Annotated in this window: 23 protein-coding genes and 1 pseudogene; 9 read left to right on the forward strand and 15 right to left on the reverse strand. The window is 54.5% G+C overall.

Annotated elements, in window-relative coordinates; translation table 11 throughout:
- Positions 1–109: 109 nt before the first annotated feature.
- Together M1136_01530 and M1136_01535 are read right to left on the reverse strand one after the other, a co-directional pair.
- Positions 110–946 carry a nucleoside phosphorylase gene (locus M1136_01530; protein ID MCL5074321.1) on the reverse strand — a complete coding sequence of 279 codons (837 nt, stop codon included), beginning with the start codon at positions 944–946 and terminating at the stop codon, positions 110–112.
- Between the two features lie 121 nt (positions 947–1,067).
- Positions 1,068–1,868, reverse strand: a complete 801-nt coding sequence (locus tag M1136_01535; GenBank protein ID MCL5074322.1) for an SDR family oxidoreductase — start codon at positions 1,866–1,868, stop codon at positions 1,068–1,070.
- A gap of 367 nt (positions 1,869–2,235) precedes the next feature.
- On the opposite strand from M1136_01535, the gene M1136_01540 reads away from it, so the two are divergent.
- The 4 genes from M1136_01540 (at position 2,236) to M1136_01555 (ending at position 6,534) form a co-directional block, all read left to right on the forward strand.
- A complete protein-coding gene (locus M1136_01540; GenBank protein ID MCL5074323.1) occupies positions 2,236–2,862 on the forward strand; it encodes a polysaccharide deacetylase family protein in 627 nt (208 codons plus the stop codon).
- Positions 2,862–3,785 (forward strand): ABC transporter permease, encoded by a 924-nt coding sequence (locus M1136_01545; protein ID MCL5074324.1) that lies wholly within the window; start codon positions 2,862–2,864, stop codon positions 3,783–3,785. Before M1136_01540 ends, M1136_01545 begins: the two co-directional genes overlap by 1 nt.
- A 28-nt stretch (positions 3,786–3,813) precedes the next feature.
- Positions 3,814–4,695: an ABC transporter permease gene (locus M1136_01550; protein MCL5074325.1), complete on the forward strand. Its 882-nt coding sequence runs from the start codon at positions 3,814–3,816 to the stop codon at positions 4,693–4,695.
- A gap of 114 nt (positions 4,696–4,809) precedes the next feature.
- A complete protein-coding gene (locus tag M1136_01555; GenBank protein ID MCL5074326.1) occupies positions 4,810–6,534 on the forward strand; it encodes an ABC transporter substrate-binding protein in 1,725 nt (574 codons plus the stop codon).
- A gap of 70 nt (positions 6,535–6,604) precedes the next feature.
- Here the strand turns inward: M1136_01555 and M1136_01560 are convergent.
- From M1136_01560 to M1136_01585, 6 genes and pseudogenes are all read right to left on the reverse strand, one after another.
- Positions 6,605–7,123, reverse strand: a pseudogene (locus tag M1136_01560) (2-oxoacid:acceptor oxidoreductase family protein).
- Between the two features lie 63 nt (positions 7,124–7,186).
- Positions 7,187–7,948 (reverse strand): thiamine pyrophosphate-dependent enzyme, encoded by a 762-nt coding sequence (locus M1136_01565; protein ID MCL5074327.1) that lies wholly within the window; start codon positions 7,946–7,948, stop codon positions 7,187–7,189.
- 29 nt (positions 7,949–7,977) lie between these two features.
- On the reverse strand, positions 7,978–9,066 hold the full coding sequence (locus M1136_01570) for a 3-methyl-2-oxobutanoate dehydrogenase subunit VorB (GenBank protein MCL5074328.1): 1,089 nt from the start codon (positions 9,064–9,066) through the stop codon (positions 7,978–7,980).
- Positions 9,067–9,076: 10 nt separating this feature from the next.
- Positions 9,077–9,412 carry a 4Fe-4S dicluster domain-containing protein gene (locus tag M1136_01575; protein MCL5074329.1) on the reverse strand — a complete coding sequence of 112 codons (336 nt, stop codon included), beginning with the start codon at positions 9,410–9,412 and terminating at the stop codon, positions 9,077–9,079.
- Positions 9,413–9,805: 393 nt separating this feature from the next.
- On the reverse strand, positions 9,806–11,830 hold the full coding sequence (gene feoB / locus M1136_01580) for a ferrous iron transport protein B (protein ID MCL5074330.1): 2,025 nt from the start codon (positions 11,828–11,830) through the stop codon (positions 9,806–9,808).
- 3 nt (positions 11,831–11,833) lie between these two features.
- On the reverse strand, positions 11,834–12,583 hold the full coding sequence (locus tag M1136_01585; GenBank protein MCL5074331.1) for a metal-dependent transcriptional regulator: 750 nt from the start codon (positions 12,581–12,583) through the stop codon (positions 11,834–11,836).
- A 187-nt stretch (positions 12,584–12,770) separates the two neighbouring features.
- Between M1136_01585 and M1136_01590 the strand changes: the two genes are divergently transcribed.
- From M1136_01590 to M1136_01610, 5 genes are all read left to right on the forward strand, one after another.
- Positions 12,771–13,139: a metallopeptidase family protein gene (locus M1136_01590; protein MCL5074332.1), complete on the forward strand. Its 369-nt coding sequence runs from the start codon at positions 12,771–12,773 to the stop codon at positions 13,137–13,139.
- A 107-nt stretch (positions 13,140–13,246) separates the two neighbouring features.
- Positions 13,247–14,905, forward strand: a complete 1,659-nt coding sequence (locus tag M1136_01595) for a S8 family serine peptidase (protein ID MCL5074333.1) — start codon at positions 13,247–13,249, stop codon at positions 14,903–14,905.
- A gap of 135 nt (positions 14,906–15,040) precedes the next feature.
- The gene (locus M1136_01600) at positions 15,041–15,592 is read left to right on the forward strand and encodes a hypothetical protein (protein ID MCL5074334.1); all 552 of its coding nucleotides are present in this window, start codon (positions 15,041–15,043) and stop codon (positions 15,590–15,592) included.
- Positions 15,593–15,791: 199 nt separating this feature from the next.
- Entirely contained in the window at positions 15,792–16,490 is a 699-nt protein-coding gene (locus M1136_01605; protein MCL5074335.1) for a response regulator transcription factor, read from the forward strand.
- Positions 16,483–18,003, forward strand: coding sequence for an ATP-binding protein (locus M1136_01610; GenBank protein MCL5074336.1), 1,521 nt, complete (start codon positions 16,483–16,485; stop codon positions 18,001–18,003). Before M1136_01605 ends, M1136_01610 begins: the two co-directional genes overlap by 8 nt.
- Before the next feature lie 8 nt (positions 18,004–18,011).
- Here the strand turns inward: M1136_01610 and M1136_01615 are convergent, their stop codons facing one another.
- The 7 genes from M1136_01615 to M1136_01645 all read right to left on the reverse strand — a co-directional run.
- The gene (locus M1136_01615) at positions 18,012–18,782 is read right to left on the reverse strand and encodes an MBL fold metallo-hydrolase (protein ID MCL5074337.1); all 771 of its coding nucleotides are present in this window, start codon (positions 18,780–18,782) and stop codon (positions 18,012–18,014) included.
- A 119-nt stretch (positions 18,783–18,901) separates the two neighbouring features.
- Positions 18,902–19,843, reverse strand: coding sequence for a carbamate kinase (arcC, locus tag M1136_01620; protein ID MCL5074338.1), 942 nt, complete (start codon positions 19,841–19,843; stop codon positions 18,902–18,904).
- A gap of 31 nt (positions 19,844–19,874) precedes the next feature.
- Entirely contained in the window at positions 19,875–20,882 is a 1,008-nt protein-coding gene (locus M1136_01625; GenBank protein MCL5074339.1) for an ornithine carbamoyltransferase, read from the reverse strand.
- 107 nt (positions 20,883–20,989) lie between these two features.
- Positions 20,990–22,036 (reverse strand): N-acetylornithine carbamoyltransferase, encoded by a 1,047-nt coding sequence (locus M1136_01630; protein MCL5074340.1) that lies wholly within the window; start codon positions 22,034–22,036, stop codon positions 20,990–20,992.
- A gap of 132 nt (positions 22,037–22,168) precedes the next feature.
- Positions 22,169–23,944, reverse strand: coding sequence for an adenine deaminase (gene ade, locus M1136_01635; protein ID MCL5074341.1), 1,776 nt, complete (start codon positions 23,942–23,944; stop codon positions 22,169–22,171).
- Positions 23,945–24,024: 80 nt separating this feature from the next.
- Positions 24,025–25,407: an amidohydrolase gene (locus M1136_01640; protein MCL5074342.1), complete on the reverse strand. Its 1,383-nt coding sequence runs from the start codon at positions 25,405–25,407 to the stop codon at positions 24,025–24,027.
- Positions 25,408–25,522: 115 nt separating this feature from the next.
- A partial coding sequence (locus M1136_01645; GenBank protein ID MCL5074343.1) for a hypothetical protein occupies positions 25,523–25,824 on the reverse strand: 302 nt, incomplete at its 5' end.

The raw sequence follows: 25,824 nt of genomic DNA on the forward strand, positions 1-25,824 counted from the left end.
TTTCACAGAACTAAAACACCGCATTACACATTTAGGGTAAAGTCAACTCGAAGAGTCTTCGACCACCAACGTCGCTTTATACATCACCTCCTCTCCGAAGAACTTTAATTCATTCGGCCTGAAGCAGGGAAGGGAAGAGGTGACGCTTTTGGTGTCGTTCCTTTATTCCATCCCATTCAGCCAGTACCCGCACGGCCTCGCAAGCAGCCTGACAGGCCTTGTCATAATCGATCGGTTTTCTCACCCGGGTGATGCGGTTAGAGCCGGTGACACAGATGCAGCCGGCCCTCAGTCCGAAGAGGTTAGCCAACACAAAGAGGGTAGCAGCTTCCATCTCAAAGGTGGCGATCTTGGCCATACTCAGGTCTTCGATGTGATGGTCAAGCCTTGAGGGCCAATACCCGCCGGGGATAGGATTAGCCTCACCGGCGTAGAAGGAGTCGTTGCTGGCCGTGAGTCCCACGTGATAATTGAACCCCAGGCGTTCGCAAGCCTCGATCAGGGCCAGGACGACCTCGTAGCTGGCCACGGCGGGGTATTCGTCACCGATGTAGGCGCGGGGCGCGCCGGTCAAGCGCATCGCTCCGGTGTGGATGACCAGGTCGCCGGGCTCAATGTCCTTCTGTAAGCCCGCGGCCCCTCCCACCCGGATGAAGGTATCCACGCCGATGTTGGTCATCTCCACCACAGCGATATCGGTGGAGGGGCCACCAACGCCGGTGGAACAAGCGCCAATGTCTACCCCTTTATACCTTCCCCTGGCCACACGAAATTCACGGTGATATTTGACCTCCTCGTATTCATCCCAGAACTTGCCGATGCGCGGCACACGTCCGGGGTCACCTGGGGTTAGGACGTATCTGGGTAGATCGCCCTTCTTTACCAGCAAATGCTTCTGGAGGCCTTCGAACTCACTCGGTGGCGTGAATTCAGGTTTCGGTCTCATCGGTGAACCTCCTTAAGAATTTTTATTCGCCCTCAGCCCATGTCCGCTCAGCATTGAGTATCAGATGTATCACCACTGATATTGTAGCATTAATCTAGCAGTTCGCAATACGTATGGCCACTTAATCCCTGACCTGTCCACCATCCACGTTGATCGCTTCACCACTGATATTGCGGGCCCCTTCGGAGGCCAGAAAGGCGACAGTACGGGCGATATCTTCAGGTTGTTGCAGGCGGTGGAGCGGGATGCGCGCTTCTAGAGTCTCCTTAACCTGTTCAGTGGTATTGCCGCTTCGCTTGGATTCTCTATCAATGAGTCCTTTGATCATCTCCGTGTATACTGTGCCTGGACAGACAGCGTTTACAGTGATGCCCCGTGGTCCCAGCTCAGCGGCCAACGAGCGGGTGAAACCGATCACGGCCGCCTTGGAGGCGCAGTAGTTGCTGGCGTAGGGGAAGCCCATCCGACCTGCTATAGAGGCGATACTAACGATCCGGCCTGCTTTCCCCCTGGCCAGCATGTCCTTAACTACAGCCTTAGTACAGAAAAAGGTCCCCTTGGCGTTCACCGCAAAGACGAAATCCCATGCTTCCTCAGTGAGTTCTGCGATAGCGGCTGCAGCGTTGGCGCCGGCGTTGTTCACCAGGACATCAATGCCATCGTAACGATCAGCTATTTGGCGCACTGTCTCCTCAACCTCCCTGGCCTGGGTAACATCCATTTTGAGGCGAAGCAGCCTTCCCTTAGCGGACTCGTCCACCTCCCAATCTGGCGGCTGCAGATCGGTAGCTGCTACAATGGCCCCCCGTTGTAGGAACTCAAGGGCGACGGCCTTGCCTATACCCCGCCCAGCGCCGGTTACTAAGATGACCTTACCCTCGAAATCCTGTGGTACGGTCCTCAGGTTTGTATCTTGATCCATTGTTCCTCCTTAAGCACCCCTTTTTTTATGGCATTACATATCAATCCGCATCCCCTGACCGGGAACAACGGGATTCCACGTCCTTGGCAAATTATATGGTCAGATAACACCGTAGTCAACGACTAGCCTGAGAGCGTTGTATAGCCCCCCCAAACCGCCGCAGGGGGTTTAAGGTAGCCTGCGGACTTTTCGCACTTTCTAGGATCGGGTGTTTTGGACTATTGTTACAGGGCTACATATTGCTATAATACAAAGGGCTTATAATAGATTTTAGTCCCCCATCAAAGCTGGACTCCCCCATATATCTGACAGTATACCAGTCTGACCTGGGTGGTCCGAATACGAGGCGGAGAGGAAGGTTAACTGGATGGAAACCAATGGGCCTAAAGTCGGAGAGAAGGTCTTAAGCCTTACCTTCGATGGGGGACCTACACCACCTCATACGGATAATATTTTGGGTGTATTGAAACGCTATGGGGCCCGGGCCACCTTCTTTCTGCGAGGTGACCAGGTGGCCGCCCGCCCTGAGGCTGCCCGTCGAATTTGTGCTGCGGGACACGAGATCGGTAATCACAGCTATTCACATCCAACCCTACCAGCGACAAACTTTCAAGAGGTAGAACGAGAGATCCTCCGTGCTGAAAAAGTAATCTTAGCTACGACAGGGATCAAGGTGCGGTTATTTCGTCCTCCCTGGGGCCAGACTGATCCGAAGATAGACGCATTGATTGCCCGCTTGGGCTATTCGAAGGTGCTTTGGACCTACAGTTCGCGCGATTGGACATTACCTGGATCAGAGACTATCGCCCGTAACATCGTTGATGGCGCCGCCGATCAAGCCATCGTGGTCATGCACGACCACATCGCTCAGTTACCAGAGGCCTTAGAGCTAGCCCTGCCACAATTACGGGAATATAGGTTTGTAACGATATCCGAGATGCTGGAGCGAGGGGCCAAGTTACCATCACAGCTGAACAGGGAGTCGACTCCCTGATGCTGCGTTATATCCAGATCAGACTGCTGATATCGATACCAGTGATACTGGGAGTTGCGACAGCCGCCTTCCTGATGCTCTATTCTCTGCCTGGCGATCCGGTGATGGCCATGCTCGCTCAGTCAGGGGCACCGGCCGAGACTGTCGCTCGACTTCGTGAGCAGCTGAGACTCGACGACCCGGGCTATGTACAATATGGCCGCTATATGTGGAGTCTTGCTCACGGGGATCTGGGCCGCTCTGTCTTAAGCAACGTCCCTGTTCTTGACCTGATCTTGGAGCAGCTGCCCAGTACCCTTCAGCTGGCTGGAGCGGCCATGCTTATAGCTACCGTTATGGGCGTATCCTTGGGAACCCTCTCCGCTTTGCGGCCCAATTCTTGGCTCGACGATCTGAGTATGCTGTTGGCCCTGCTCGGCGTCTCGATGCCCAGTTTCTGGTTTGGCTTATTACTTATCTTCTTCTTCTCACTGCGGCTTGGTTGGCTACCAGCCACTGGGGCAGGCGGTTGGGAACGATTGATTATGCCCGCCTTTGTCCTCGGTTTCGGCTCAGCAGCGGTTATCGCCCGTATGGTACGCTCGGGCCTGCTAGAGGTCTTGGCGCAAGATTACATTCGGACGGCGCGTTCGAAAGGATTGATTGAACGAGCCGTCATTATGCGTCACGCCCTTAAGAATGCCCTGATCCCGGCCGTGACGATGATCGGTCTCCAATTTGGATTTATGCTGGGTGGATCAGTGATCACCGAGACAGTCTTCTCCCGTCCCGGAGTGGGAAGATTAGCTATCACGGCCATCTTGAACAAGGACTTTACCGTAGTACAGGGCACAGTGCTCTTCATCGCCGTCATGTATGTAGTAGTGAACCTACTTGTTGATCTATCTTACGCCTACTTGGATCCCCGTATTCACCATGAATAGCGTCGGCGGATTAAGGATAAAAACACGAGTGCACAGAGTTGTTGCTACGGCCATTCAGCCGGCGGAGGGGAGAGGCATTTGGCCTGATTGGCTCTTGCGCTTGGCCAAAAATAGAGGGGCGACAATAGGACTGGCCATTTTCATTTTATTGGTGCTTTGTGCCCTCTTTGCCCGTCAATCTGCGCCGTACGATCCCCTAGAGCAATCCTTGACCAACATGCTCCGTGCGCCCAGCCTGGCTCACCCTTTCGGCACCGACCAATTTGGACGCGATGTGCTTAGTCGAGTGATTTATGGCAGCCGTATTTCGTTGCCGATGGGATTCGTCTCAGCGGGCATAGCAGCCTGTTTTGGGGTCATTCTTGGTCTGGCGGCCGGCTACTACGGAGGCTGGATCAACGCCCTCATAATGCGCTTAACCGATGTAATGCTAGCTTTCCCCACCATCCTTTTATCCTTAGGTATCGTAGCCATGCTAGGACCTGACCTGAAAAACGTTATGATCGCCGTGGGAATAGCCGGGATTCCCAACTATACACGCCTCGTTTGTGGTTGCGTTCTCTCGGCTAAGGCGAATCTGTACGTGGAAGCAGCACGGACGATTGGTTGCTCCAATCGACGGATAATGTTCGTGCATATCCTTCCCAACGTCTTTGCCCCAGTGATCGTCCTCTTTACACTCGGCATAGCCTGGGCCATTCTCACGGCCGCGGCTCTCAGCTTCCTGGGGCTCGGGGCTCAGCCACCAACCCCAGAATGGGGCTTGCTAGCCAGCGAGGGGCGCAATTATCTCCGTGATGCCTGGTGGATCACTACTTTCCCCGGTTTCGCCATTATGATTACCGTCTTAGCTATCAACAAGCTGGGCGATGGGCTGCGAGATGCCCTCGACCCTCGCTTGAAGATATAGATGGCTGAGAATGTTGCTGAATATTCTTAACTCAGAGAGGAGTAACTTAACACTGGAAACACAAAACGGTTCTAAGTCAGAACCGGACAAATTAAGTCTTCAGGGAGGTTATCTGTGAGAACACACAGTAGATGTCTGTGGGTTGAAACAAGTCATCTTCTGACTGGTTGCATCTTGCTGCTCAGCCTTGTCTTAGTCGGATGCGTTGCACAGCCTCCTGCTCCAACGTCTACACCGACCAAGGCGCTTGGAGCGGTTACGCTGGCCACTTCAACGCCAACACCGGGTCCGACGGCTATCCCTGTTCCCACCACACCAACCAGGGTTCCGGTTAAGGGTGGAGCGCTGGTGTACGGCTTGAGCTTTGAGCCGACGACATCGCTCGATCCCCACATTGGCTCTTCCTTCGATGCCCAGGTGATGATTATGAACGTCTTCGATACCCTGGTCGTGCAGGATGAAAGGGGGTTCCATCCAGGTTTAGCCGAGTCATGGGAGATAGCGCCAGATGAACTGAGCTACACTTTCAAGCTGCGTAAGGGGGTAAAATTCCATGACGGAACGCCTTTCAACGCCGAGGCGGCTAAGTTTTCCTTCGACCGCATCGCTGATCCAGCGTTAAAATCGCAACAAGCGACAGCTCTGCTGGGTCCATACAAGTCCTGTGAGGTGCTGGACGGGTATACCATAAGGGTTAACTTCAAGGAGCCTTATGGTCCGTTCCTTGATGCCTTAAGTCAAACCTGGTTGGCCATGGTTTCACCGACTGCGGTGAAGAAGTGGGGACCGGACTTTGGCCTCCATCTGGTAGGAACAGGGCCGTTCATGTTCAAAGAGTGGGTGCGCAAGGATCATCTCACTTTAGTACGTAACCCGGACTACAATTGGGCCTCACCGATCTTCAAGCATCAAGGTCCGGCCTACCTCGAGAGCATCACCTTCAAGTTCATCCCTGAGGAGGCGGCTCGCGTAGGAACGTTGGAAACAGGAGAGATTCAGGTTGCTGAGGATATGCCCTACCGAGAAATAACCCGCTTCGAGGCCGATCCAAGGTATAAGATGTTCCTTAATCCTATACCTGGGCAACCCCACGTGTTGATGCTCAATGTCAGCAAAGAACCGACCAACGAGTTGGCCGTGAGACAAGCCCTGAACTATGGGATCGATCAAGAGGTGATAGTCAAGAGCTTCTTCTATGGGGCAGTGACACCAGCGCATAATGTGCTCTCGGCAGCCTCGTGGGCCTATGATAAGAGTGTGGAGAGCACATATAAAAATGACCTTAACAAGGCCAAGGAGCTGCTGGAAAAGGCCAGATGGAGGGTCGGCCCAGGTGGCTTCCGGGAGAAGGACGGCAAGCGACTAACCATCGTCTTAAACACCATGCCTTTCAACCGCTATCCTGAGGTATTGCAGATAGTGCAATCACAATGGAACCGCTTGGGAGTCGATACCAGGCTCACCGTTATGCCTACCTATTACGCCTTCTTGTCGGCTGCCCAGCGGAATGAACACAACGCCATGCCCCTCTTCCAACCAGCTATGGATCCCAACGTACTGAGTACCAACTATCATTCCCGGAACAACATGAATTACGGCTGGACGAAGAGTGCCAACGCTGAACTGGACCAGTTACTGGACGAGGGTACGCACACGATCGACAAGGAGAAGCGTAAGCAGATCTACGCCAAGGTGCAGCAGATCATCATGAAAGAGGCTATGATTGTGCCCCTTTGGGAGGCTTATCAGATAACGGGCGCTCGGGCTGAGGCAAAGGATCTGCGCTTTGACCCCCGGGGTTGGTATCCTTTGCTTTATGATGTGTACATTCAAAAATAGTACCTAATCTTACAGTGTGGGACTGAAACTGTAGTGTGCTATTGGATCTGGCTCCCTCAAAAAAGGCGACGCCGCGCCGCAATGCCTGTTCGTTCGCCTCTAAGAGATGGCGACGACGCACCTGAAGCACTTTAGGGAGCGAGCTAATGACGGCCTCGAGGGGAATAACCTCCGTCGCTCTGATCAAGGCACCAAGGATGATCATATTAGCCAGACGATCGTTGCCAATCTCATGGGCTAAGTCGTTGGCTGGTATCTCGATAACCAGAATGTCAGCTCTGGTAACCTTTTCCTTCACCAATGATGAATTGATGACTAAAGTTCCCCCTGACTTCAATTTTGGTTCATATTTTTCCTTAGAGAGGGAATTCATCACAATGGCTATGGTGGGACGAGTGACGATCAGCGAGCCTATCTCCTCGTCAGAAATGATGACCGCGGCGTGGGCCGTTCCACCACGCTGTTCTGGGCCGTAGGCCGGCACCCAGGCTACGTGCTTACCCTGCTTCATACCGGCATAAGCCAGAAGCTGAGCGGCAAACATCACCCCCTGCCCTCCAAAACCGGCGACGATCACCTCTTCATGCATATTTGCTACCCTCATTCAAGATTAGCAAGATTCAGGGCGAATAATCAGGATACCACCCGCCTGTCACCCTCTAAGCTTAGTTAGCTCCTCGCTGACCCTATACTCCCCAAGGGGATAGTGTGGGATCATATTCTCTGCTAACCAGGTTAGGGCCTCGATAGGTCGCATTCGCCAGCCGACTGGACAGGAGCTCAACACCTCAACCAGGGAGAAACCCAGACCGGCCAGCTGCGCCCGGAAGCCCAGTTTGATGGCCGATTTGGCCTTAGCTACATTAGGGGGATTGTTGACCGCTACCCGGGCGATGTAGGCCGGACCATCCTGTTGGGCTAATAGCTCACATATCCTAACCGGATTACCAGCAGCTTTAACATCTCGGCCGCCTGGCGTTGAGGTACTGTATTGCCCAGCCAACGTGGTGGGGGCCATCTGTCCGCCAGTCATCCCGTAGACGGCGTTATTCACAAAGATAACCGTGATTTGCTCTCCACGGATCGCTGCGTGAACTATCTCGGCCATACCGATGGCCGCCAGATCGCCATCCCCCTGGTAGGTAAAGACGACCTTATCTGGGCGGACGCGCTTAATCCCTGTGGCTACGGCCGGCGCTCGCCCGTGGGCGGCCTCCGTGCAGTCAAAGTTAAAATAGTCGTAAGCGAAGACAGCACAGCCGACTGGCGCTACGCCGATCGTGCACTCACGGATAGACAGCTCATCGACTACTTCAGCCACCAAACGATGAATGATGCCGTGTGTACAGCCAGGGCAGTAGTGAGTTGGCGTTTCGGTCAACGCCTCCGGCCGCTTGAAGACGACCTTCACCATATCTAGCAAGGCTACCAGCCTCCCTTCATCTAAAATTGAGTAGGGACTGCTGGGGTGATTTCCCGTAGTGCTGTAGCCAGTTCCCTTAGCGACTCTAAGGCTTCCTCTGCAGAAAGGACCACACCCCCCAGACGGTTGACAAAAGCAACGTGTGGCCCGTGACCAACAGCCAGCTGCACATCTTCCAACATCTGGCCCATGCTCAGCTCCAGCACCAGAAAAACACGCACCCTCTGGGCCAGCTCGGTTAATGGCGCATAGGGGAAGGGATAGAGGGAGATGGGACGAAAGAGTCCAGCAACGATGCCTTCCTGACGGGCCCATTTGATAGCCGTTCGAGCTACCCTGGCCATTATGCCGTAGGCCACGACTACGATCTCAGCATCATCCAGCAGTACTTGGGTATAGCGCACCTCATTAGACCGAATGGCCGCGTACTTTCTCTCCAAATGGCGGATATGCACCTCGAGCTGCTCGGGTTCAAGATTGATGGACCTGATCACATTTCTCTCCCTCCCCTTGGCTCCAGTAAGAGCCCACGGTTTGGGAGGCGCTGACACCTCGAACTTACGGAGCTCGACAGGCTCCATTACCTGCCCGATCAGACCATCTGCTAAAACTATCGTCGGATTACGGTACTTATCAGCTAGGTCGAAGGCGAGGGCCGTTAAATCCATCGCCTCTTGAACCGAGGATGGGGCCAAAACGATCGGGTGATAGTCGCCATGCCCACCCCCCTTAGTGGCCTGGAAGTAATCGCCTTGGGCGGGTGCAATACCCCCCAGGCCAGGGCCGGCCCGCATGACATTGACGATGACGGCTGGCAACTCGGCGCCAGCCAGAAAAGAGATACCCTCCTGCTTAAGGCTGATGCCAGGGCCACTGGAGGAGGTCATAGCCCGGACGCCAGCTGCGGCGGCTCCGAAAACCATATTGATGGCTGCCACCTCGCTCTCAGCCTGGAGGAATACTCTTCCCAATTGGGGCATTTTCGCGGCCATATACTCCAGTAGCTCTGACTGAGGGGTAATTGGATAGCCAAAATAGGCCTGGCAACCGGCCCGAACCGCCCCCTCGCCAATGGCTTCGTTACCCTTCATTAATATCTTTTCGCCCATCTGCTCCTCCTCATCGAGGACGTTCGGAAACGCCGCCTCTGCGGGAGGGATGGTTCGCCGTTCGGTAAACAGTTATAGCTACATCGGGGCACATTCTGGCACACAGTGTGCAGCCCGTGCACTCACCCTCCCGTCCATTGGCTGTACTACGCCATGATTCGAACGGATGCCTCATGGAGTGTGGGGGTAAACGCTCCCCACCCCTCCACATCATCGCCGGGCGGTATCCCTTATGATTAAAACGATCAGCCAAGACTAGCACTCCCGTGGGGCAGACACTAACGCAGATTTCACATCCTTTACATCTTTCCTCATCGATAACCACATAACCCCGGGTTGCCCGCATTGTCGTCTTCATCACTAAAAGCGCTATGCCTCCCAGTCTTCTTAGTCATACAACAGCTCTAGGCCTGAGGTAAACAAAGCAGGACTTAGGGATTGCCTCTTTGGATCAAGAACTGAAGACCCCACCTGCATTAGTGTAGCATATCATTAAAGCCAGGACTAGTGGCCCAAGTTAGGAGGTTCAGCCTGACTGTAGCTGGCGGAGGCTATCGACCTATTCGGGGAAATTCATAGCCACAATGGGGGCACATCACCAGATCGCAGCGCCAGAGCTTTGGGCACGCCTTACACCCCTCAGCCTCCGCCGCTGTGAATCGACGGCCACAAAAGGGGCACTGATAATTTGTATTCTCTCTAGTGATCTTATCCCTCTTGACCTGATCCTTCACTTATCTCACCATCCAAACAAGGGAAGCAGGCGCCAAACTATACCGCCTATGATGATGGCTAGGGAGATCGTAAAGCCTGTTATCAGTAAGGCCCTTCTCCAGCCAAGCTCCTCACCCAGAACAGCGATCGTCGCCACGCAGGGAATATAAATAGTATTGACCAGGGCGTAAACGAAGATTTGATTTTGATTCATGAAATGAAGGAGATCGCTTGCTCCTCCTCCATATTGGACGATGGCCAGAGTAACCAGGAGCTGCAAGGCCAACTCTTTACGGAGTACAGCGAAGATCAGAGTTAGACCAGCCACCGGTGGCAAACCTAACCAGCCCTGCACGATCGGGGCAAGGGGAGCGGCCAGGTTCCAAATATAACCGGTCTCGTAAAGTGCTCCCAGGACGATACTGCCCACCAGAACGATAGGAGCAGCCACAAAGACGAAGGACTGGAAACGGGCCCACGTCTTCCGCAGAGTCGCCCCAAAGGAGGGCATCCGGAAAGGAAACATCTCCATCACCAGCCCAGTCGAATGCCCTGGCATCACCTTATTTAACCCCAGGCCAACCAACCCGACGAGCACCAAAACAATGGCGTAAATGCTCAGGGCAGGTAACCAGCCAGCGTACAATGACACGGCCCCTAAAATGACTGCTGTGCGAGCACTACAGGGCACTAAAGTGATCAGGGTACTGGCGATCAGACGCTCACGCATTGTAGGCAAAACCCGTGTACTAATTACAGCTGGGACATTGCAACCTGCGCCGGCCACGAGTGGGATGATGGCTCGTCCGTGTAGCCCCAAGTTATGCATCAGGCGATCGGCGAGGAAGGCAACCGAGTTGAGATAGCCAGTATCCTCAAGCACAGCCAGGAGAAAGTAGAAGGTCAGCACGTAGGGTATACCGACAGCCAGCGCGGCTTCGATGCCAGCGTCGAAGCCCCAGAGGAGGGTCTTGGCCAGGACAGAATCTCCCAGAACGAAATGAATCGGCATAGCGATGAGCGGTGAGACATAAGCCGCCCAGAGATCGCTGAATACTGTAGATAAGAATGCACCAACATAAAAAAGGAAGGCGAAGGTGGCGGCGAGCACGATCAGGAGAATGGGGATTCCGGTCAGAGGAGCAGTGGTGTAGCGCCATAAGCGGTTGGCCAGCGTTTCTACCCTGGGAACGGTCGTCTGAACTTGAGCGGTAATGCTGCCAGCCAAACCATGCCTTTCACGGGCGATGCGCAACGGTGCGGGCTCGCCGTGCTTGTAGGCGATCTGCTCAGACATCTCCTGGGCTTGATCCAGAATCTCCTTTCCCTGAGGCGAGGCGGCTACCATCTGAATGAATTCCGGATCCCCCTCCAACAGGAGGATGGCTATCGCTCGTGGTGACAGTCCATATGGCAAAGCGACCTCGTTCGCTATAAGAAATTGACTAAGGGCAGAGATCGGCTCCTCGATATCCCGACCATAAGGTGCGTGGCGAACATCAGACTTGTGCCCTCTCCGCGATGCCTCGAGCGTCGCCTTCAATAGTTCGCTGATGCCCTCGCCCCGCGTGGCCACGGTGGGCACTACGGGCACGTCCAACAGCTGTGACAAATGCTCCACATCGGTAATGAGCCCTTGCTGTTCGGCCTGATCGACAACGTTCAAGGCCACCACGATCGGTAAACCCAGATCCAGGAACTGAAGGACCATATAGAGATTGCGGGCCAAGTTAGTAGCATCAACGATCATGACCACCACATCAGGATGACCATCCAAGACTGCTTGTCGGGCTACCCATTGATCCTCTGAGATGGCGCCGATAGCATAGGTACCAGGTAAGTCGATAACACCAATGGTGTGTCCATCAAACTTGGTCGTCCCCATATTGACTGTAACCGTCTTTCCCGGATAATTGGCCGTGACCACGGCCATCCCGGTAAGTTGATTAAAGATGCTTGACTTACCTACGTTGGGGTTACCAGCTAGGGCAACGGTAAGATCGGTATCAACCTTGATCTTCTGTAAAGCGCTGTGGCAAGATAACGGCATCGTTTATATCCCCCCGTTCGGATCCTGCGGCGGTGATCTCCAACCCCAGCGCATCTTTCTTCTGCCTCGCCCAGCGATCCTTCCTCTGCCTCGCTCAGCAACTGCCATCGCCTTTACCCGAATCTTGGAAGCCACCTCTCGACCAAGGGCATACTTAGCCCTACCAACCCGAACCAAAAACGGACCGTGAAATGGTCCTACTTCTTCCACCTCTATCTCTGTCGATGGTAGCAGCCCAAGGGTGGCCAGATACTGAAGCATTTTGGGCTCCTCCTCATCAACGCAGATGATGACCGCTCTCTCCCCTGGCTGAAGATCATCCAGGGAGCGGGTCGCCTCCTCCACGAGCGTGCCATCCTTCTGGGGGATGGGGTAACCGTGAGGACACGTCCTCGGATTTTCCAGGAACTTCTCCAGACCCTCGGTTGCTTCGGCCGAGAAGACGTGTTCTAATTGGCACGCTTGATCGTGGGCCTTGTCCCAGGGAATGCCCAGGATATCGGTGAGAAAACGCTCCGCAAGCCTATGCTTACGAATCAATCTGAGGGCCATCTCCTCCCCTTTGGGGGTCAAGACAGTGCCCAGATCCTCCGTCCGGCTGACAAGTTCCTGTTGGGCTAATTTCTTTAACATCTCGGCCACAGACGATGGAGCAACCTTAAGCCTCTTCGCCAGGCGAGAGGGATGTACCGGGTGTTCCTCCTGTTGTAGCTTGTAAATGGCCTCAAGATATTCATCAATAGCTGACGACACCACTGTCCTCCTAATTTGGCGATCCAAAATATTTTATTTAGGTTAACCTAATTAAGATTATAACCGCAATCTGAATGCTTGTCAAGTCCAAATCCTCCAAGCACACCTACCATGGGGTAAACTCCAGTTGACCCCCTAGTGATGTAGACCACCGTGGTGTTAAGATAAGGCTGGAGGATATGTGCCGATGGACAGATACAGCTTTGAGAGGATGGTAGCTAGAGCAATAGATGAGCTCCCTCAGGAGGTGCTCGAGAAGATGGCCAATGTGGCCATCGTCATCGAAGATAAGCCCGGGCCAGAGCATCTGGAAGAGGCAGGGCTTCACCCTCCCGCAACCCTCTTTGGACTCTATGAGGGCATACCTCTGACACAGCGAGGCAGTGGCTACACGCTGGTGCCACCAGATAAGATAACCATCTTCCAAAAGCCCATTGAATCATCTTACCATTCCTACGGGCAGATCAAGCGAGCTGTGCAAAGGACGATCATACACGAGATAGCCCACCACTTCGGCATCAGCGATGCCGAATTGAGCCGATTGGGCTGGGGCTGAAAGAGACGCTTGACTGATGCCTCAGTGAGCATATAATTAGAGCGGTGAAAGCCACTCCCCTGAAGACACCTCCATCTTGGAGAAACAATACAAACCAAGGAGGATGCATGCTCCGCAACATTAAGCGCTTGCCCCTTTTTCTCTTAATAGCTGTTCTCCTATTCACCCTCCTCCCGACGAACCTCACCCAAGTAAGAGCCGCCGCCCTGAAAGAACCACCCCCAGGGACATTCGTGCCCGGCCGCATCATCGTCAAGTTCAACCCCCAAGCCAACCAGGTTGCCCAAACTATTCTGGGGATGATGTATGGACTCTCCCGACAAGAAACGATACCGGCCATCGGCGCCGACATTTACACCGTCACGCCTGGTGAGGAGAAACAGATTGCCAAGGCACTCACCGCTTACACCACCGTACAATATGCGGAACCAGACTATACGCTGCATATCAGTCGTACCCCCAACGATCCGCTCTTCGCCAGCTATCAGTGGAACCTGCGCAAGATTGGTGCCGAGGCCGCCTGGGATATCAATCAGGGCAGCTCAGACATCACCGTGGCCATCCTCGACAGCGGCATTGACCTGGGGCATCCGGATCTACAGGCTAAGATCGTCCCCGGCTACGATTTCGTCAATGACGACAGCAACCCCTCAGATGATAACGGGCACGGCACCCATGTGGCTGGCATCGTAGCTGCCTCCACCAATAATGGGGTCGGCATAGCTGGCCTCTCCTGGGGAGCCAAGATCATGCCCATCAAGGTGATCGACGCTAATGGCGAGGGCTCTACCAGCAATCTGGAGAAGGGCATAATCTGGGCTGCGGACCATGGGGCGAAGATCATCAATATGAGCCTGGGTGGCGAAACGTCCAGTCCCCCTTCGTCTTTGCAGGAAGCTATCAACTACGCCTATCAGAAAGGTTGCCTGCTCGTCGCTGCCGCCGGTAACAATGGCTCCAGTACCCTCTTTTATCCGGCCTCCCTCGAACACGTCATATCGGTGGCCGCCACAGATCAGAATGATGCCCGGGCCTACTTTTCCCAGTACAATGCCTACGTTGATGTGGCCGCCCCCGGGGTTGGCATAGCCAGCACCTTTCCATGCAGTATGGCCTCCTATCCTTACGCGCTCGGTAGTGGTACCTCCCAGGCTGCTCCCCACGTGGCCGGACTGGCGGCCCTGGTCTGGTCAGTGAATCCCAACCTGAGCAACGATCAGGTAGAACAGATCATCGAGAATACGGCCGATGATCTCGGCCCCAGTGGCCGGGATGACTATTACGGCGCCGGGCGCATCAACGCCTACCGAGCCTTAATTGAAGCCCAGAAGACGGCTAGTATCATCGTTCAGGTCGACACACCAGCCCCCGGCAGCTCCGTTTGGAGAGCGGCCTCCATCAACATCAGCGGCTGGGCCATTGACCAGGGCAGTCCCAGTGGCACCGGTATCAATGCTATTCGCCTTTACCTGGATGGGACGGCCTGCTCTGGCACGCTGCTGGGCACGGCCTCCTATGGACTTCCCCGTCCAGACGTAGCCGCTATCTATGGCCCTAAATTTCAGAACTCGGGTTGGAGCTTCACCTGGGACGCGACGACCACCACCCTGGGTCAACACACGCTACTTATCTGTACCGATAGCAGTCGATTGGGACTGGTCTCTAAGACGATGGATGTCATCATGGCCACCCCTTTCGTCAAAGACCTCAATCGACCGTACATCTATTTTCCTCTCATCATGAGGGCCTACTCCGGCGCCTGGTGACTTCTCAGCGCCGAAATCCCCACAAACTTCCCATTAACCCTTCATAACTTCTTCATACTGACCTGTTACAGTCTATAGCGAACGAGACGTCTCGCGTACGGTACAGGTCAGAAATCTCAAAAGGAGGTAATAAACGTGCCCAAGAAGATTTTGATCGTGGCTGGCTTAGCCTTGGTGGCCATGCTACTGGTCTCCTCGGTTGGTATGGCCTCGGCTGCTCCACCCACCCCGACACCGCGCGCACCCTATGCTGGCGGTCCATATGGTTATCTGGACAAGCCGACCTTGCAACGGATAGCAACCCTCCTGGGAACAACGCCGGATGAGATCATCAGCCAATTGACCCAGGGGAAGACCATCCTGGAGATCGCTCAAGCCAAGGGGGTAAATGAGGAACAGCTCCTGGATACAATCCTGGCGCCTCAAAAAGACCAACTCCAGTTGCGGGTGAAATACGGCTACCTGACCCAAGCGGAGGCTGATGCCAGGCTACAGGTGTTGAGAGAGCAGGTTCGCCTACGGATCAGCCAGCCAACGCCATCGTCCTACGATGATGACGATTGGCATTGCCCGATGATGCGGGGTGGCTGGGGCTCCGGCTTCAGTGGCGGGGGCTTTGGCCAAGGCATGATGGGCGGTGGTATGATGGGCGGTGGTATGATGGGCGGCTTTGGACGGGGGTACTAAACCAGTCCTGAATCGCCTGCCGAATCCGTCGACCCTTAAGGGGACGCGACCATGGTCGCGTCCCCTTAAGAACGTTTGAAAAAAAGGGTCTGTATGCCTATTGGTTATATGCTAAAATAACAAGGTATGGCTGAAGGTGGGAGCATAGCTGCCCCTGGGCACAACGACTTACTCGAACACGAATTGATCAGGAAAATATATGGCCAAAAAGAAGATCCTTGTCGTGGATGACGAAGCAAAAATAGTCAGTCTGGTGCGTGCCTATCTGGAGAGGGACGGTTATCGGGCAGTGACTGCCAGGGATGGTCAGACAGCCTTGCAACTTGCTCGCCGCGAGAGACCAGACCTGGTCGTGCTCGATCTCATGCTGCCAGAGATTGATGGACTGGAAGTATGCCGTACCCTCCGCCGGGAATCGAATATCCCCATTATTATGCTCACGGCGCGCGATGAGGAGACGGACAAGCTCATCGGCCTGGAGCTGGGGGCCGACGATTACATTACGAAGCCCTTCAGCCCCCGCGAATTGGTGGCCAGGGTGCGGGCCGTCCTGCGTCGGACAACGGCCCCAGCGGATCAACCTGAGCAGATAGCTATAAGTGGCCTGGTAATCGATACGGTCCGCCATGAGGCCTCTGTCCACGGTCAGCTCTTAAAGCTCACACCCAGCGAGTTCAAGCTGCTGGAGGCGCTGGCCCGCCATCCAGGTCGGGTTTTCACCCGTCTCCAGCTCCTCGATCTCGTCCAGGGGGAAGCCTATGAAGGGTACGAACGCACTATAGATACCCATATCAAGAACCTCCGCCACAAGATAGAAGTGCTCACCGAGGGTGTGGGTTTTCGAATCACCACGGTATACGGCGTCGGTTACAAGTTTGAGGTAAACAAAGGTGCGTAGCCTGGGCTTCAAGCTCACTCTATCTTTCCTTGCCGTGGCTTTCATCGCCGTCGGTACCGTGACCTACCTGGCGGGACGCGGCACGCAGAGCGAATTCGCCTCCTATCTGGAGCAGGGTCCTACTACAGCACGCCTGGAGAGGGCGCTTATGGCTCTCTCCGCCTACTACGCCAAGAACGGCAGCTGGGCTGGTGTTCAGCCCCTACTGTCAGATTTGAGTCAGACACAGGGAGAACCACTTCTCCTTACCGATGGACGAGGGAAGGCGCTGGCCGATTCCGGCCAGGGGCTGACCGGCCAGTCCGTAGATGAGAATACTTGTGGCACCTGGTCGTCCCCCATAGTAATAGGGAATAAACAGGTTGGTGTGCTTCATCTCCTGCCCAAGGGAAACGGATCCGCTTCAGAATGGTGGGGAATGATGAGACGCATGATGGGTGGAGCCCCAAGCAACACCGGGCGGGGAATGATGCAGCGGTGGATGGGTGAGATGGGAGGCATGATGGGACCAGATATGATGATGCCTGGAGGAACGACGAACATGAAGGTGATCGGTCCCCCGGAGAGGGATTACCTCCAGGCGATGAGCCAATCTCTCTGGCTGGCGGCCATCATGGCCGTAGCCGTGGCCGCAGCCCTGAGCCTCCTCCTCACCAGACAGATCACGCATCCCCTGCGCAGGGTAACCGTTGCGGCCAGGCGCATCGCTGGTGGTGACCTCTCCCAAAGAGTAGATGTACGATCCAGGGACGAGGTCGGGGAGATGGCCTCAGCCTTTAACGCTATGGCGGAGGCTTTGGCCAGAAACGAGGAGCAACGGCGTCAGCTTATGGCCGATATCGCCCACGAGCTGCGGACGCCACTCTCAGTCATCCAGGGGAATCTGGAGGGGATGCTCGATGGAGTAATACCCTTGACACCTGAGCAGCTCACTTCCGTACACGAGGAGAGTCTGCTGCTAGCCCGCCTGGTGAACGACCTGCGCGAGCTATCTCTGGCAGAGATGGGGCAACTGCCGCTGGAACGAGTCCCTACCGATATAGCCGAAATTATTAACAAGGCTGTAGATAAGAGACAGGCACAAGCGCAGGCGAAGGACATCTTCATCGAAGCAATGCTGCCCGTTGGCTTACCCCAGGTGGCGGTCGATGCCGGTCGCATCAGCCAGGTCATAAGCAATCTCCTGGATAATGCCCTTCGCTACACCCCAGTCGGGGGGCAGATCGTTATCAGAGGTAAGGTTGTGCCTGAGAGCCAGCCAGGCATTAAGACAGATTGGTTGCAGGTCTCTGTATCTGATACTGGCCCTGGTATCTCTCCGCAGGCGCTGCCCTATGTCTTTGACCGTTTCTACCGCGCCGATAAATCCCGCTCACGGGCGACTGGTGGATCTGGCATCGGACTGTCCATCGTTAAGCAGCTCGTCCAGGCGCATGGGGGAAAGGTTTGGGTCGAAAGCGAGCTGGGTAAGGGCAGTACTTTTTACTTCACTCTGCCCCTCAGCCAAGTGTAGCCGAAAGTTCAACAACCCGACAGGATGTACGTATCGCCTTCCCTGGCCAAAGCAACATTTCCCCCATAGATTTGCTTGACCTCCTCCAGACACTTTTGGAGATCAGTTGCCTCCCTGCCGATGTGAGTGAGCACAAGCATCTTGACTGCGGCTCGTCTGGCGATCGTCCCAGCTTCCACTGGGGATAGATGTCCTCGTTCTGGTCCCTCCTCAGCGGCTTGGCGAAGGGTAGCCTCACAGAGGAAGAGATCAGCGTCCTTCGCCAGGGAGACCAGCGCTTCGGAGGGGCCGCTGTCAGACGAATAGGCTATCGTCTTATCGCCCATTACAGTCATACCGAACGTCGGGATGAAATGTCTGACTGGCATAAAGCGAATGATGAGTTCCCCAACACACAGGGGCTCCAGGGGATCGTACTCCTGCACTTCGAATACACTGCTAAGGAAGTCCGCAGCTTCAGCGAAAGCGGCCACAATGTGCTCTAACACCATTTGACCGCCCGGTGGCAGATAGAGGTAAGGGCGCCTCTCCAGTCGGTGTCCCAAGCCATAAACGAGAGCGTAACGATAGGGGATCAAATCGAGGAAGTGGTCGGGGTGCATATGGGAAACGATGATGGCTGAAATGGCATCGTAGGCGATGTGCTTGCTGAGGTTGCCGCACACACCGTTACCACAATCGAGCAGGAGCCGGGTCTCCCCCTGTTCAAGCAGATACCCTGAGCAAGCACCCCCCGCATTTGTCCAGGCTGGGCTACTCCCCAGTATGGTAACCCTCAATGAAGTGTCTCACTGTGGCCCGATAGGGCTATTTTTATTCCTGCGGTGCGCCTCACCGCCGGCGGTGAGGCGCACCGCAATTCAGACTCACTAAAGGTAATTATGCAGTCAAACCCTAATCAGGGCACTACCCAGGTACCCGTCTCTCCCCGTAGAGCCTTCTCAATCGTTTCCGGCCTGGTGATCAGGGCCTTCTTACCCCCCTTCTCCAGGAAAGAGATGATGGCCTTGATTTTGGGCCCCATGCTCCCTGCCGGAAAATGTCCCTCGGCCAGGTATCTCTTCGCTTCGGAGAGAGTCATCCGGTCCAGATATTGCTCGTTTGGTTTCCTATAATTGATCGCCACCTTCTCCACAGCCGTGGAGATCAGGAGTAGATCAGCATTGATACTGCTGGCTAGCAGGCTTGAGGCATAGTCCTTGTCGATTACCGCCTCAGCACCCTCCAGACCGCCATCCTCCCTCCTGATAACAGGAATGCCACCACCCCCGACGCCGATCACCACAAATCCAGCGTCGATCAAGAGCTTGATGGCGTCTCTCTCTACGATCTCCTGGGGGATGGGCGAAGCCACTACGCGCCGGTATCCCCGGCCAGCATCTTCGACGATAGCCCAACCTTGCTCATCTCGATATTTCTCTGCCTTCTCTTTATCGTAGAAGGGGCCAATCGGCTTAGAAGGCTTCTGGAAGGCTGGATCATTCCGATCAACAACAACCTGGGTGACGACAGTCGCCGCCTGCTTCTTTATTCCTCGCTTCAGGAACTCGTTGTACAACGCCTTCTGAATCAAGTAACCAATAGCCCCCTGTGTGTCAGCCCCGCAAGAGTCGAGGGGAACAGTATGCAACACATGACTGGCCAGCTCAGAGCGCAACAGGATGAATCCCACCTGGGGCCCATTGCCGTGTGTGATGACCACATCCCAGCCCTGCTCAATCATACCGGCGATGTGCTCGCAGGTTTCCCGCACTGCCTCCGCTTGGTCAGGGACCGTCTGATGCTGCGGGTCTTTAATGAGCGAGTTACCTCCAATAGCTACTACAGCTACCTTTGACATATTCGACTACTCCTTTTCTCTCTACTACAGTTTACAGATCGGCCATCGTCAGGGCCATGACCGCTTTCTGGACGTGTAATCGGTTCTCAGCGACATCATAGATAATCGAGCGCGGGCCGCTAGCTACTTCATCAGTGACTTCAGCACCTCGATCGATGGGCATCGGATGCGTGTACAAGGCATTATCAGTGAGCTCCATCAGCTCCCTGGTACAGATCCATTCAGAGTGCTTCATGGCCATCTCTATCTCTTGTTCCTTCGTCCACTGGTAGCGTTTGGGGCTCATCCAGTTACGCGAGTAAACGATATGCGCCCCCTTATAAGCCTCTTCCAGGTTGTGCGTTATCCCAAACTTGCCCCCCGTGGCGGCCACATTCTGGCGACAAGCCTCCATAACTTGAGGATCCAGGTCATACCCCTCGGGATAAGCCAACGTCACGTTCATGCCCAGCCTGGTATTGATGAGCAGACTCTCCTGCACTGAACACCAAGAACGCACCAGGGCCCCCTTTCCCCAAACCATGAGGAGCTTCTTACCCCTTACGTCTCCCAGGTGTTCGCGCGCTCCCATCACATCGGCCAGGCCCTGACAGGGATGATACTTGTCATGGGCCATGCTGATGATGGGCACGTCCGACCAATAGGCGTACTCCCGGAGCAAGGCGTCTCCCTGCCCGTATTCCTCGATGGCATCCTCCAAGATACGAATGCCGATGCCAACAGCATAGCGGCTCATCACCTTGGCTGCATCTTCAACCGTCTCGCCAGCGGTTGTTTTCGTCTTCAAACGCATCGCTTTGGGCTCTAAGAACTGGGCATGACCACCCAGCTCTGTCGCAGCACACTCAAATGATTGTCTGGTGCGTACGGAGGGATTATAGAAGAACATGAAGAATGTTTCGTTCTTCAGACAGTTGCCCAGGGGATGATTGTAGCGACGCTTCTTCATATCTTTAGCTAAATCCAAGACGGCCTCGATCTCCTCGACCGACCATTCCTGTGTTGTAATTAGGTCCCTGCCCTTCAAATTAACGGCCATTGCTAACTTTCTACTCCTTTCTCATTTACTATTTTAAACACCCCTAACCAGCGATGGCCAGCATTGGCTGGCCATCGCTGGTTATCTCCTTGGCGCTGACTACTACCCTAGCGCATCGTCAAGGACATGATCGCCTTTTGGGCATGTAATCGATTTTCGGCCTCATCGAAGACCACAGAGTTAGGTCCATCGATGACCTCGTCGGTGACCTCGAAGCCCCGATCACAAGGCAAACAGTGCATGTACAAGACATCCTTCTTGGCCTTGGAGAGCATCTCCGCATCGCAGATCCAGTGCTTGTTCGCGTCGAAGAGCTTTTGGGTAGCCTCCAGGTTTATTTTCGGCGCCTCAGGTGGGATGTTGTGGACCGAAGTCCAGGCTTTGGGGTAGACTACATCAGCCCCCTTGAACGCCTCGGCCATATCATTGCTGATCCCAAACGAGCCACCATAGCGTTTCACATTATCCTTGACCGCCTGAATTAAATTGGGATCGAGCTCTAACCCCTTGGGGTGAGCCAGTACAATATTCATGCCGAATTTCGAAGCGACACTGATGGCGCTTTGAGGTACAGCTAAGGGCTTCTCCACACTGGGAGAGTAGGCCCAGCTCATCACAAACTTCTTGCCGCGGACATCGCCCAGCTTCTCAATCATAGTCATTACGTCAGCCATCCCCTGGCAGGGGTGATACATGTCGCACTCCATGTTAATTACGGGGATATGAGCCCAATGGGCAAATTCCCTGATCATAGCGTTGGCTTTACCATAGATCCAGTTCACCGGCTCACCGTAGCAACGGATGGAGATAGCATTACCCATGCGGGAGAGGGTACGAGCCACATCGGAGACCCGCTCTGTTGTATAGGCCTTCTCCATGCCGGCCAGGGCCGGGGCGTAAATTTTCCCTGGCTCGAGGAAGTGGGCATGTCCGCCGAGCTGAGTCATACCTGCTTCAAAGCTGTTTCGGGTACGCAGAGACATATTGTAGAAGATCATGAAGAGGGTCTTGCCCTTCAAAATGTGATTGTGTAGTTCGCCGGTGGCATACCGTCTTTTCAGATCAAAGGCTACCTCTAGGATCGTCTCCAGCTCTTCCTTGGTGTACTCAAGATCGGTGATCCAATCTCTGCCCTTAAAGGAATCGGTCTTCACTGTTTGATCCTCCTTAAAGAAGAATAGTTTGGCGGGGCTCATCATAGCATCCACCGTAAGTCTTGTCAAGCAAAACTTTACAATTGCCCTATTCTGTTAACCATTAGCCAACTACAAGGATACTCCAGAACTTTAGGGCGCATCAGGGAATAGGCCGATCAACCGCTGGGAGCGCACATCAATCAGTCCTCGATCAGAGAGCCCGAGTTCAGGGACACTGGGCAAGGAGACAAAGCTCAGGCTCATGAACGGGGCTCGAGGGGCACCGTCCAGCTCTGCAGCGGCCCGGTTCAGCGCTTCCATCTGTTGCACAAGTACCTCATAAGGCTGGTCGCTCATCAATCCGGCCAAGGGTAAAGGCACCTTTGCCGTCACCTGACCATCTTTGACCACTGCGAAACCACCCTTCATCTCAGCAATGGTATTCACACAAATGGCCATATCAGTATCACTGCTACCGATGACAACAATGTTATGGTGGTCGTGACAAACAGAGGAGGCGATCGCCCCATTTCGAAAACCAAAGCCACTGATGAAGCCGAGTCCGACCCGTCCTGTTCGTTTATATCGCTCTACGACAGCTATCTTAAGGATATCCCGCTGCGGATCGGGAAGGACAAACCCATTCCCCACTTTCAGCTCTTCGATGGCTATCTTACTCATATTACTAATCGGTTCTTTGGCCATGACCCTTACTTTTACCGTTTCCTCCGCCTTGCTGCATCTGATAGCGAAATCAGTCGGCTGGCAGGGACGGGGCAGATTGATGGTATCAAGAGCCCAGGCTGGGTAGGTTGCCACTGTGGGCTTCTCCAGTAATTCCCCATCTCTGGCCACCACGCTACCATCAACGATCACAACCTCGGCGTGAATGTCATTAAGGTCGCGGCAAAGGACGATATCAGCCAACCGGCCAGGGGTTATACTACCGACGAGATGATCCACTCGATAACGCTCAGCACAATTTAGGGAACCCATCTGGATGGCTGCGATGGGATCGATGCCCAGGGCGATGGCCCGGCGGATACAATGGTCGATGTGTCCCTCATCGACTAGGTCATTGGCATGCTTATCATCAACACAGAAAAAGGCGTGCCGCGTGGGCAATCGCTCCCGGAGGATACCTTGAATCACCTCTGTAAGGGTGTAAGCTCCCCTACCCTCCCTGACCATCGCCTTCATGCCCAGGCGGAGGCGCTCTAGATAGGCAGCTATATTCAGGCTGTTATGGTCATCAAGGATCCCAGCGGCGATATAAGCATTCAGATCCAGGCCTTTCAGTCCAGCCGTATGCCCATTAACGACCTTGCTCGCCTTGAGAGCCGCTATCACCTCAGCGATATACTTCTCGGAAAGAGATAAAACCTTGGAGGGATCTAATTCACCAAGGCTGACTGTATCCTCCCACCCCAGCATCTCCGTGATCTCGGACAGCTCCAGGCTAGCCCCGCTTGTCTCTAAATCAGGCGCAGCCGGCACATGGGAAGGGACACAGAGGAAGAGGCGAAGGGGTAATCCTTTGATCATGTCCAGCAGCAGACGGATGCCCTCTACACCTAGCACATTGGCGATCTCGTGTGGATCGGCAAAGACGGAGGTCATACCACGGGGAACAATGATGCGAGCTATCTCTGCCGGTCCGAGGGCGCTCGATTCAAGATGTATATGCCCATCCATAAAGCCAGGCAGGGCAAAATAACCTTGGCAATCCAGGACATTTTGACCCTGCATAGCGCCAACTGGGGTTAAGACAGCGATGCGCTGACTGCTGATCAAAATATCGCTATCATAGACCTGCTCTGCATAGACGTTGACCAGGCGACAGTTCCTCAGGATCAGGTCCGGCGGTCTCCTCTGTAGAGCAGTATCAACGATCTCCTTGATAATTGAATAGGTGATTTGATTCATCTCACCCTCCTTAAGACACCCTAACAATCGCTCAGCCCTTTTGCCAGTACACGCTCTCTCACCAGGCCTGGCATACACAGCTACAGGATAGGCCATCTGGGAAACGGTTGAACACCTGTCCTGGCTAAAAGCGCCTGGGCACGTCGCCTTGCTTCAGCCAGGATCTGCTCCTCATCCAGGATAAGAACATGGCCATCCTTGACCACTACTTTTCCATCTATAAGCACTGTATCAACATCACCTCCACAGGCGCTGTAGACTAACCCTGAAACAGGATTGGGACAAGGGGTTAGATGGGGCTTGTCCATATCGATGATGACCAAATCTGCCTTCTTGCCAACCTCCAAGGAGCCGATCTCACTATCTAGTCCCATGGCCTTAGCCCCATTGATCGTGGCCATCTCAACTACTTGTTCGGCCGGCATCACCGTCGGATCGAGGATGATGCCATTGTGGATGACTGCAGCGAGCTTCATCTCTCGTACGAGATCGTAGGTATTATTGCTATGACCACCATCGGTGCCCAAGCCCACGTTGACCCCACGCTGAAGCATCGCCGGAATCGGGGCGAAGCCGTGTCCTCCTTTCATATTAGAAGAGGGACAATGCACCACATGCGTCCCCGTCCGAGCAAGGGTGGCTATCTCGGCCTCTGTTAACCAAACAGCGTGGGCCAGGAGGCAATTTGGCCCCAGCAAGCCAACGCTTTCAGCAAATTCAACGGGCAGCAGGCCGAATTGGCCCTTCGTATACTCCACATCGGCTTGCACCTCAGCCAGGTGGATCGTGATACCCATGCCTCTTTTCGCGGCAATCTTGCTGATCTCCTGGTATAGATCAGGCGTGCATCCTCCCGGTGTGCGGGGACCGAACCAGACTTTGATGCGACCATCGCCCACCCCATCCCATTTATCGTGCATGGCTAAGGCTTCAGCCAAACTGGCCTGCCGATCCTCCACCAAACCGTGGTACATAATCTTTGACGCTGCGGCATAGCCGGGCATGTCCATCACTGTCTTGGACAGGACAGCTCTCATCCCAGACTCTCTTACCACCTCAGCTATTCCATCAAACCCATAGCGGCTGACGATCATCGACTCGACGAAGGCTGTAGTGCCCGAGCGCAACATCTCCAATAGACAAAGGGCAGCACTGGCCCGCCCATCCTCCGCAGTGTAATTCCCTTGCAATACCCAAATCCGCTGTCCAAGCCTCTGTAAGATGGGCAGATCATCGGCACAGCTACGGAGCATAGCCTGGGCCAGGTGAACGTGGGTATTGATGAGCCCTGGCAAGATAAGCTTTCCTGTGGCATCGATCCGTTCCTCAGCGGGGAACTGCTTCCTTATCTCGTCAGTCTTCCCCACCCCCACGATGCGGTCGCCCTGAACGACGATCGCTCCATCGAGGATGATACGACGTTGCGCATCTACAGTGATAACAGTAGCCTTCTCAAAGATCATGCTTCCCTCCATGCGCCTATATTGCGACACAAAGTGGCTCTACTTGGGGCAGGCAGTTGCCCGCCCCAAGTAGAGCGGGTCATCCTGAGGTGTACTAGCTGAGAGGTAGACGTCCCTACCTAACTGTAATCGCCGCCGGATCAACCTTCTTCAAGCCATCGAGGTAAACATACGGCTTGAAGTTGGGCATCGCTGCTCCCTTCGGGGCCAGACCCACATCTATCGCCCATTGGGCCTGGCTTTGCCACTCGTCGAGCAACCCCTGGCTCAGCTCAGTTTTGTACTGATATTCCCCCCATGTAGCCTCCACCAGAGCCGGATCCCATTTCGTTCCTTTAGCCACCAGTTCGATCGCTTCCTTCTTGTTTCCTTTCAGAAAGGCGTCGGCTTTGAGCATCACCCTCAAGATACGTTCGA

The sequence above is a fragment of the Chloroflexota bacterium genome, from assembly GCA_023475225.1.
Classification (GTDB): domain Bacteria; phylum Chloroflexota; class UBA6077; order FW602-bin22; family JAMCVK01; genus JAMCVK01.

What these genes read in the sequence shown, in the direction of transcription:
- M1136_01605 (MCL5074335.1), top strand. Translation starts at nt 15,792, where the DNA reads ATGGCCAAAAAGAAGATCCTTGTCGTGGATGACGAAGCAAAAATAGTC.
- M1136_01545 (MCL5074324.1), top strand. Translation starts at nt 2,862, where the DNA reads ATGCTGCGTTATATCCAGATCAGACTGCTGATATCGATACCAGTGATA.
- M1136_01540 (MCL5074323.1), top strand. Translation starts at nt 2,236, where the DNA reads ATGGAAACCAATGGGCCTAAAGTCGGAGAGAAGGTCTTAAGCCTTACC.
- feoB (MCL5074330.1), bottom strand. Translation starts at nt 11,830, where the DNA reads ATGCCGTTATCTTGCCACAGCGCTTTACAGAAGATCAAGGTTGATACC.
- arcC (MCL5074338.1), bottom strand. Translation starts at nt 19,843, where the DNA reads ATGTCAAAGGTAGCTGTAGTAGCTATTGGAGGTAACTCGCTCATTAAA.
- M1136_01570 (MCL5074328.1), bottom strand. Translation starts at nt 9,066, where the DNA reads ATGGGCGAAAAGATATTAATGAAGGGTAACGAAGCCATTGGCGAGGGG.
- M1136_01535 (MCL5074322.1), bottom strand. Translation starts at nt 1,868, where the DNA reads ATGGATCAAGATACAAACCTGAGGACCGTACCACAGGATTTCGAGGGT.
- M1136_01565 (MCL5074327.1), bottom strand. Translation starts at nt 7,948, where the DNA reads ATGGTGAAGGTCGTCTTCAAGCGGCCGGAGGCGTTGACCGAAACGCCA.
- ade (MCL5074341.1), bottom strand. Translation starts at nt 23,944, where the DNA reads ATGAATCAAATCACCTATTCAATTATCAAGGAGATCGTTGATACTGCT.
- M1136_01625 (MCL5074339.1), bottom strand. Translation starts at nt 20,882, where the DNA reads ATGGCCGTTAATTTGAAGGGCAGGGACCTAATTACAACACAGGAATGG.
- M1136_01640 (MCL5074342.1), bottom strand. Translation starts at nt 25,407, where the DNA reads ATGATCTTTGAGAAGGCTACTGTTATCACTGTAGATGCGCAACGTCGT.
- M1136_01595 (MCL5074333.1), top strand. Translation starts at nt 13,247, where the DNA reads ATGCTCCGCAACATTAAGCGCTTGCCCCTTTTTCTCTTAATAGCTGTT.
- M1136_01590 (MCL5074332.1), top strand. Translation starts at nt 12,771, where the DNA reads ATGGACAGATACAGCTTTGAGAGGATGGTAGCTAGAGCAATAGATGAG.
- M1136_01530 (MCL5074321.1), bottom strand. Translation starts at nt 946, where the DNA reads ATGAGACCGAAACCTGAATTCACGCCACCGAGTGAGTTCGAAGGCCTC.
- M1136_01575 (MCL5074329.1), bottom strand. Translation starts at nt 9,412, where the DNA reads ATGCGGGCAACCCGGGGTTATGTGGTTATCGATGAGGAAAGATGTAAA.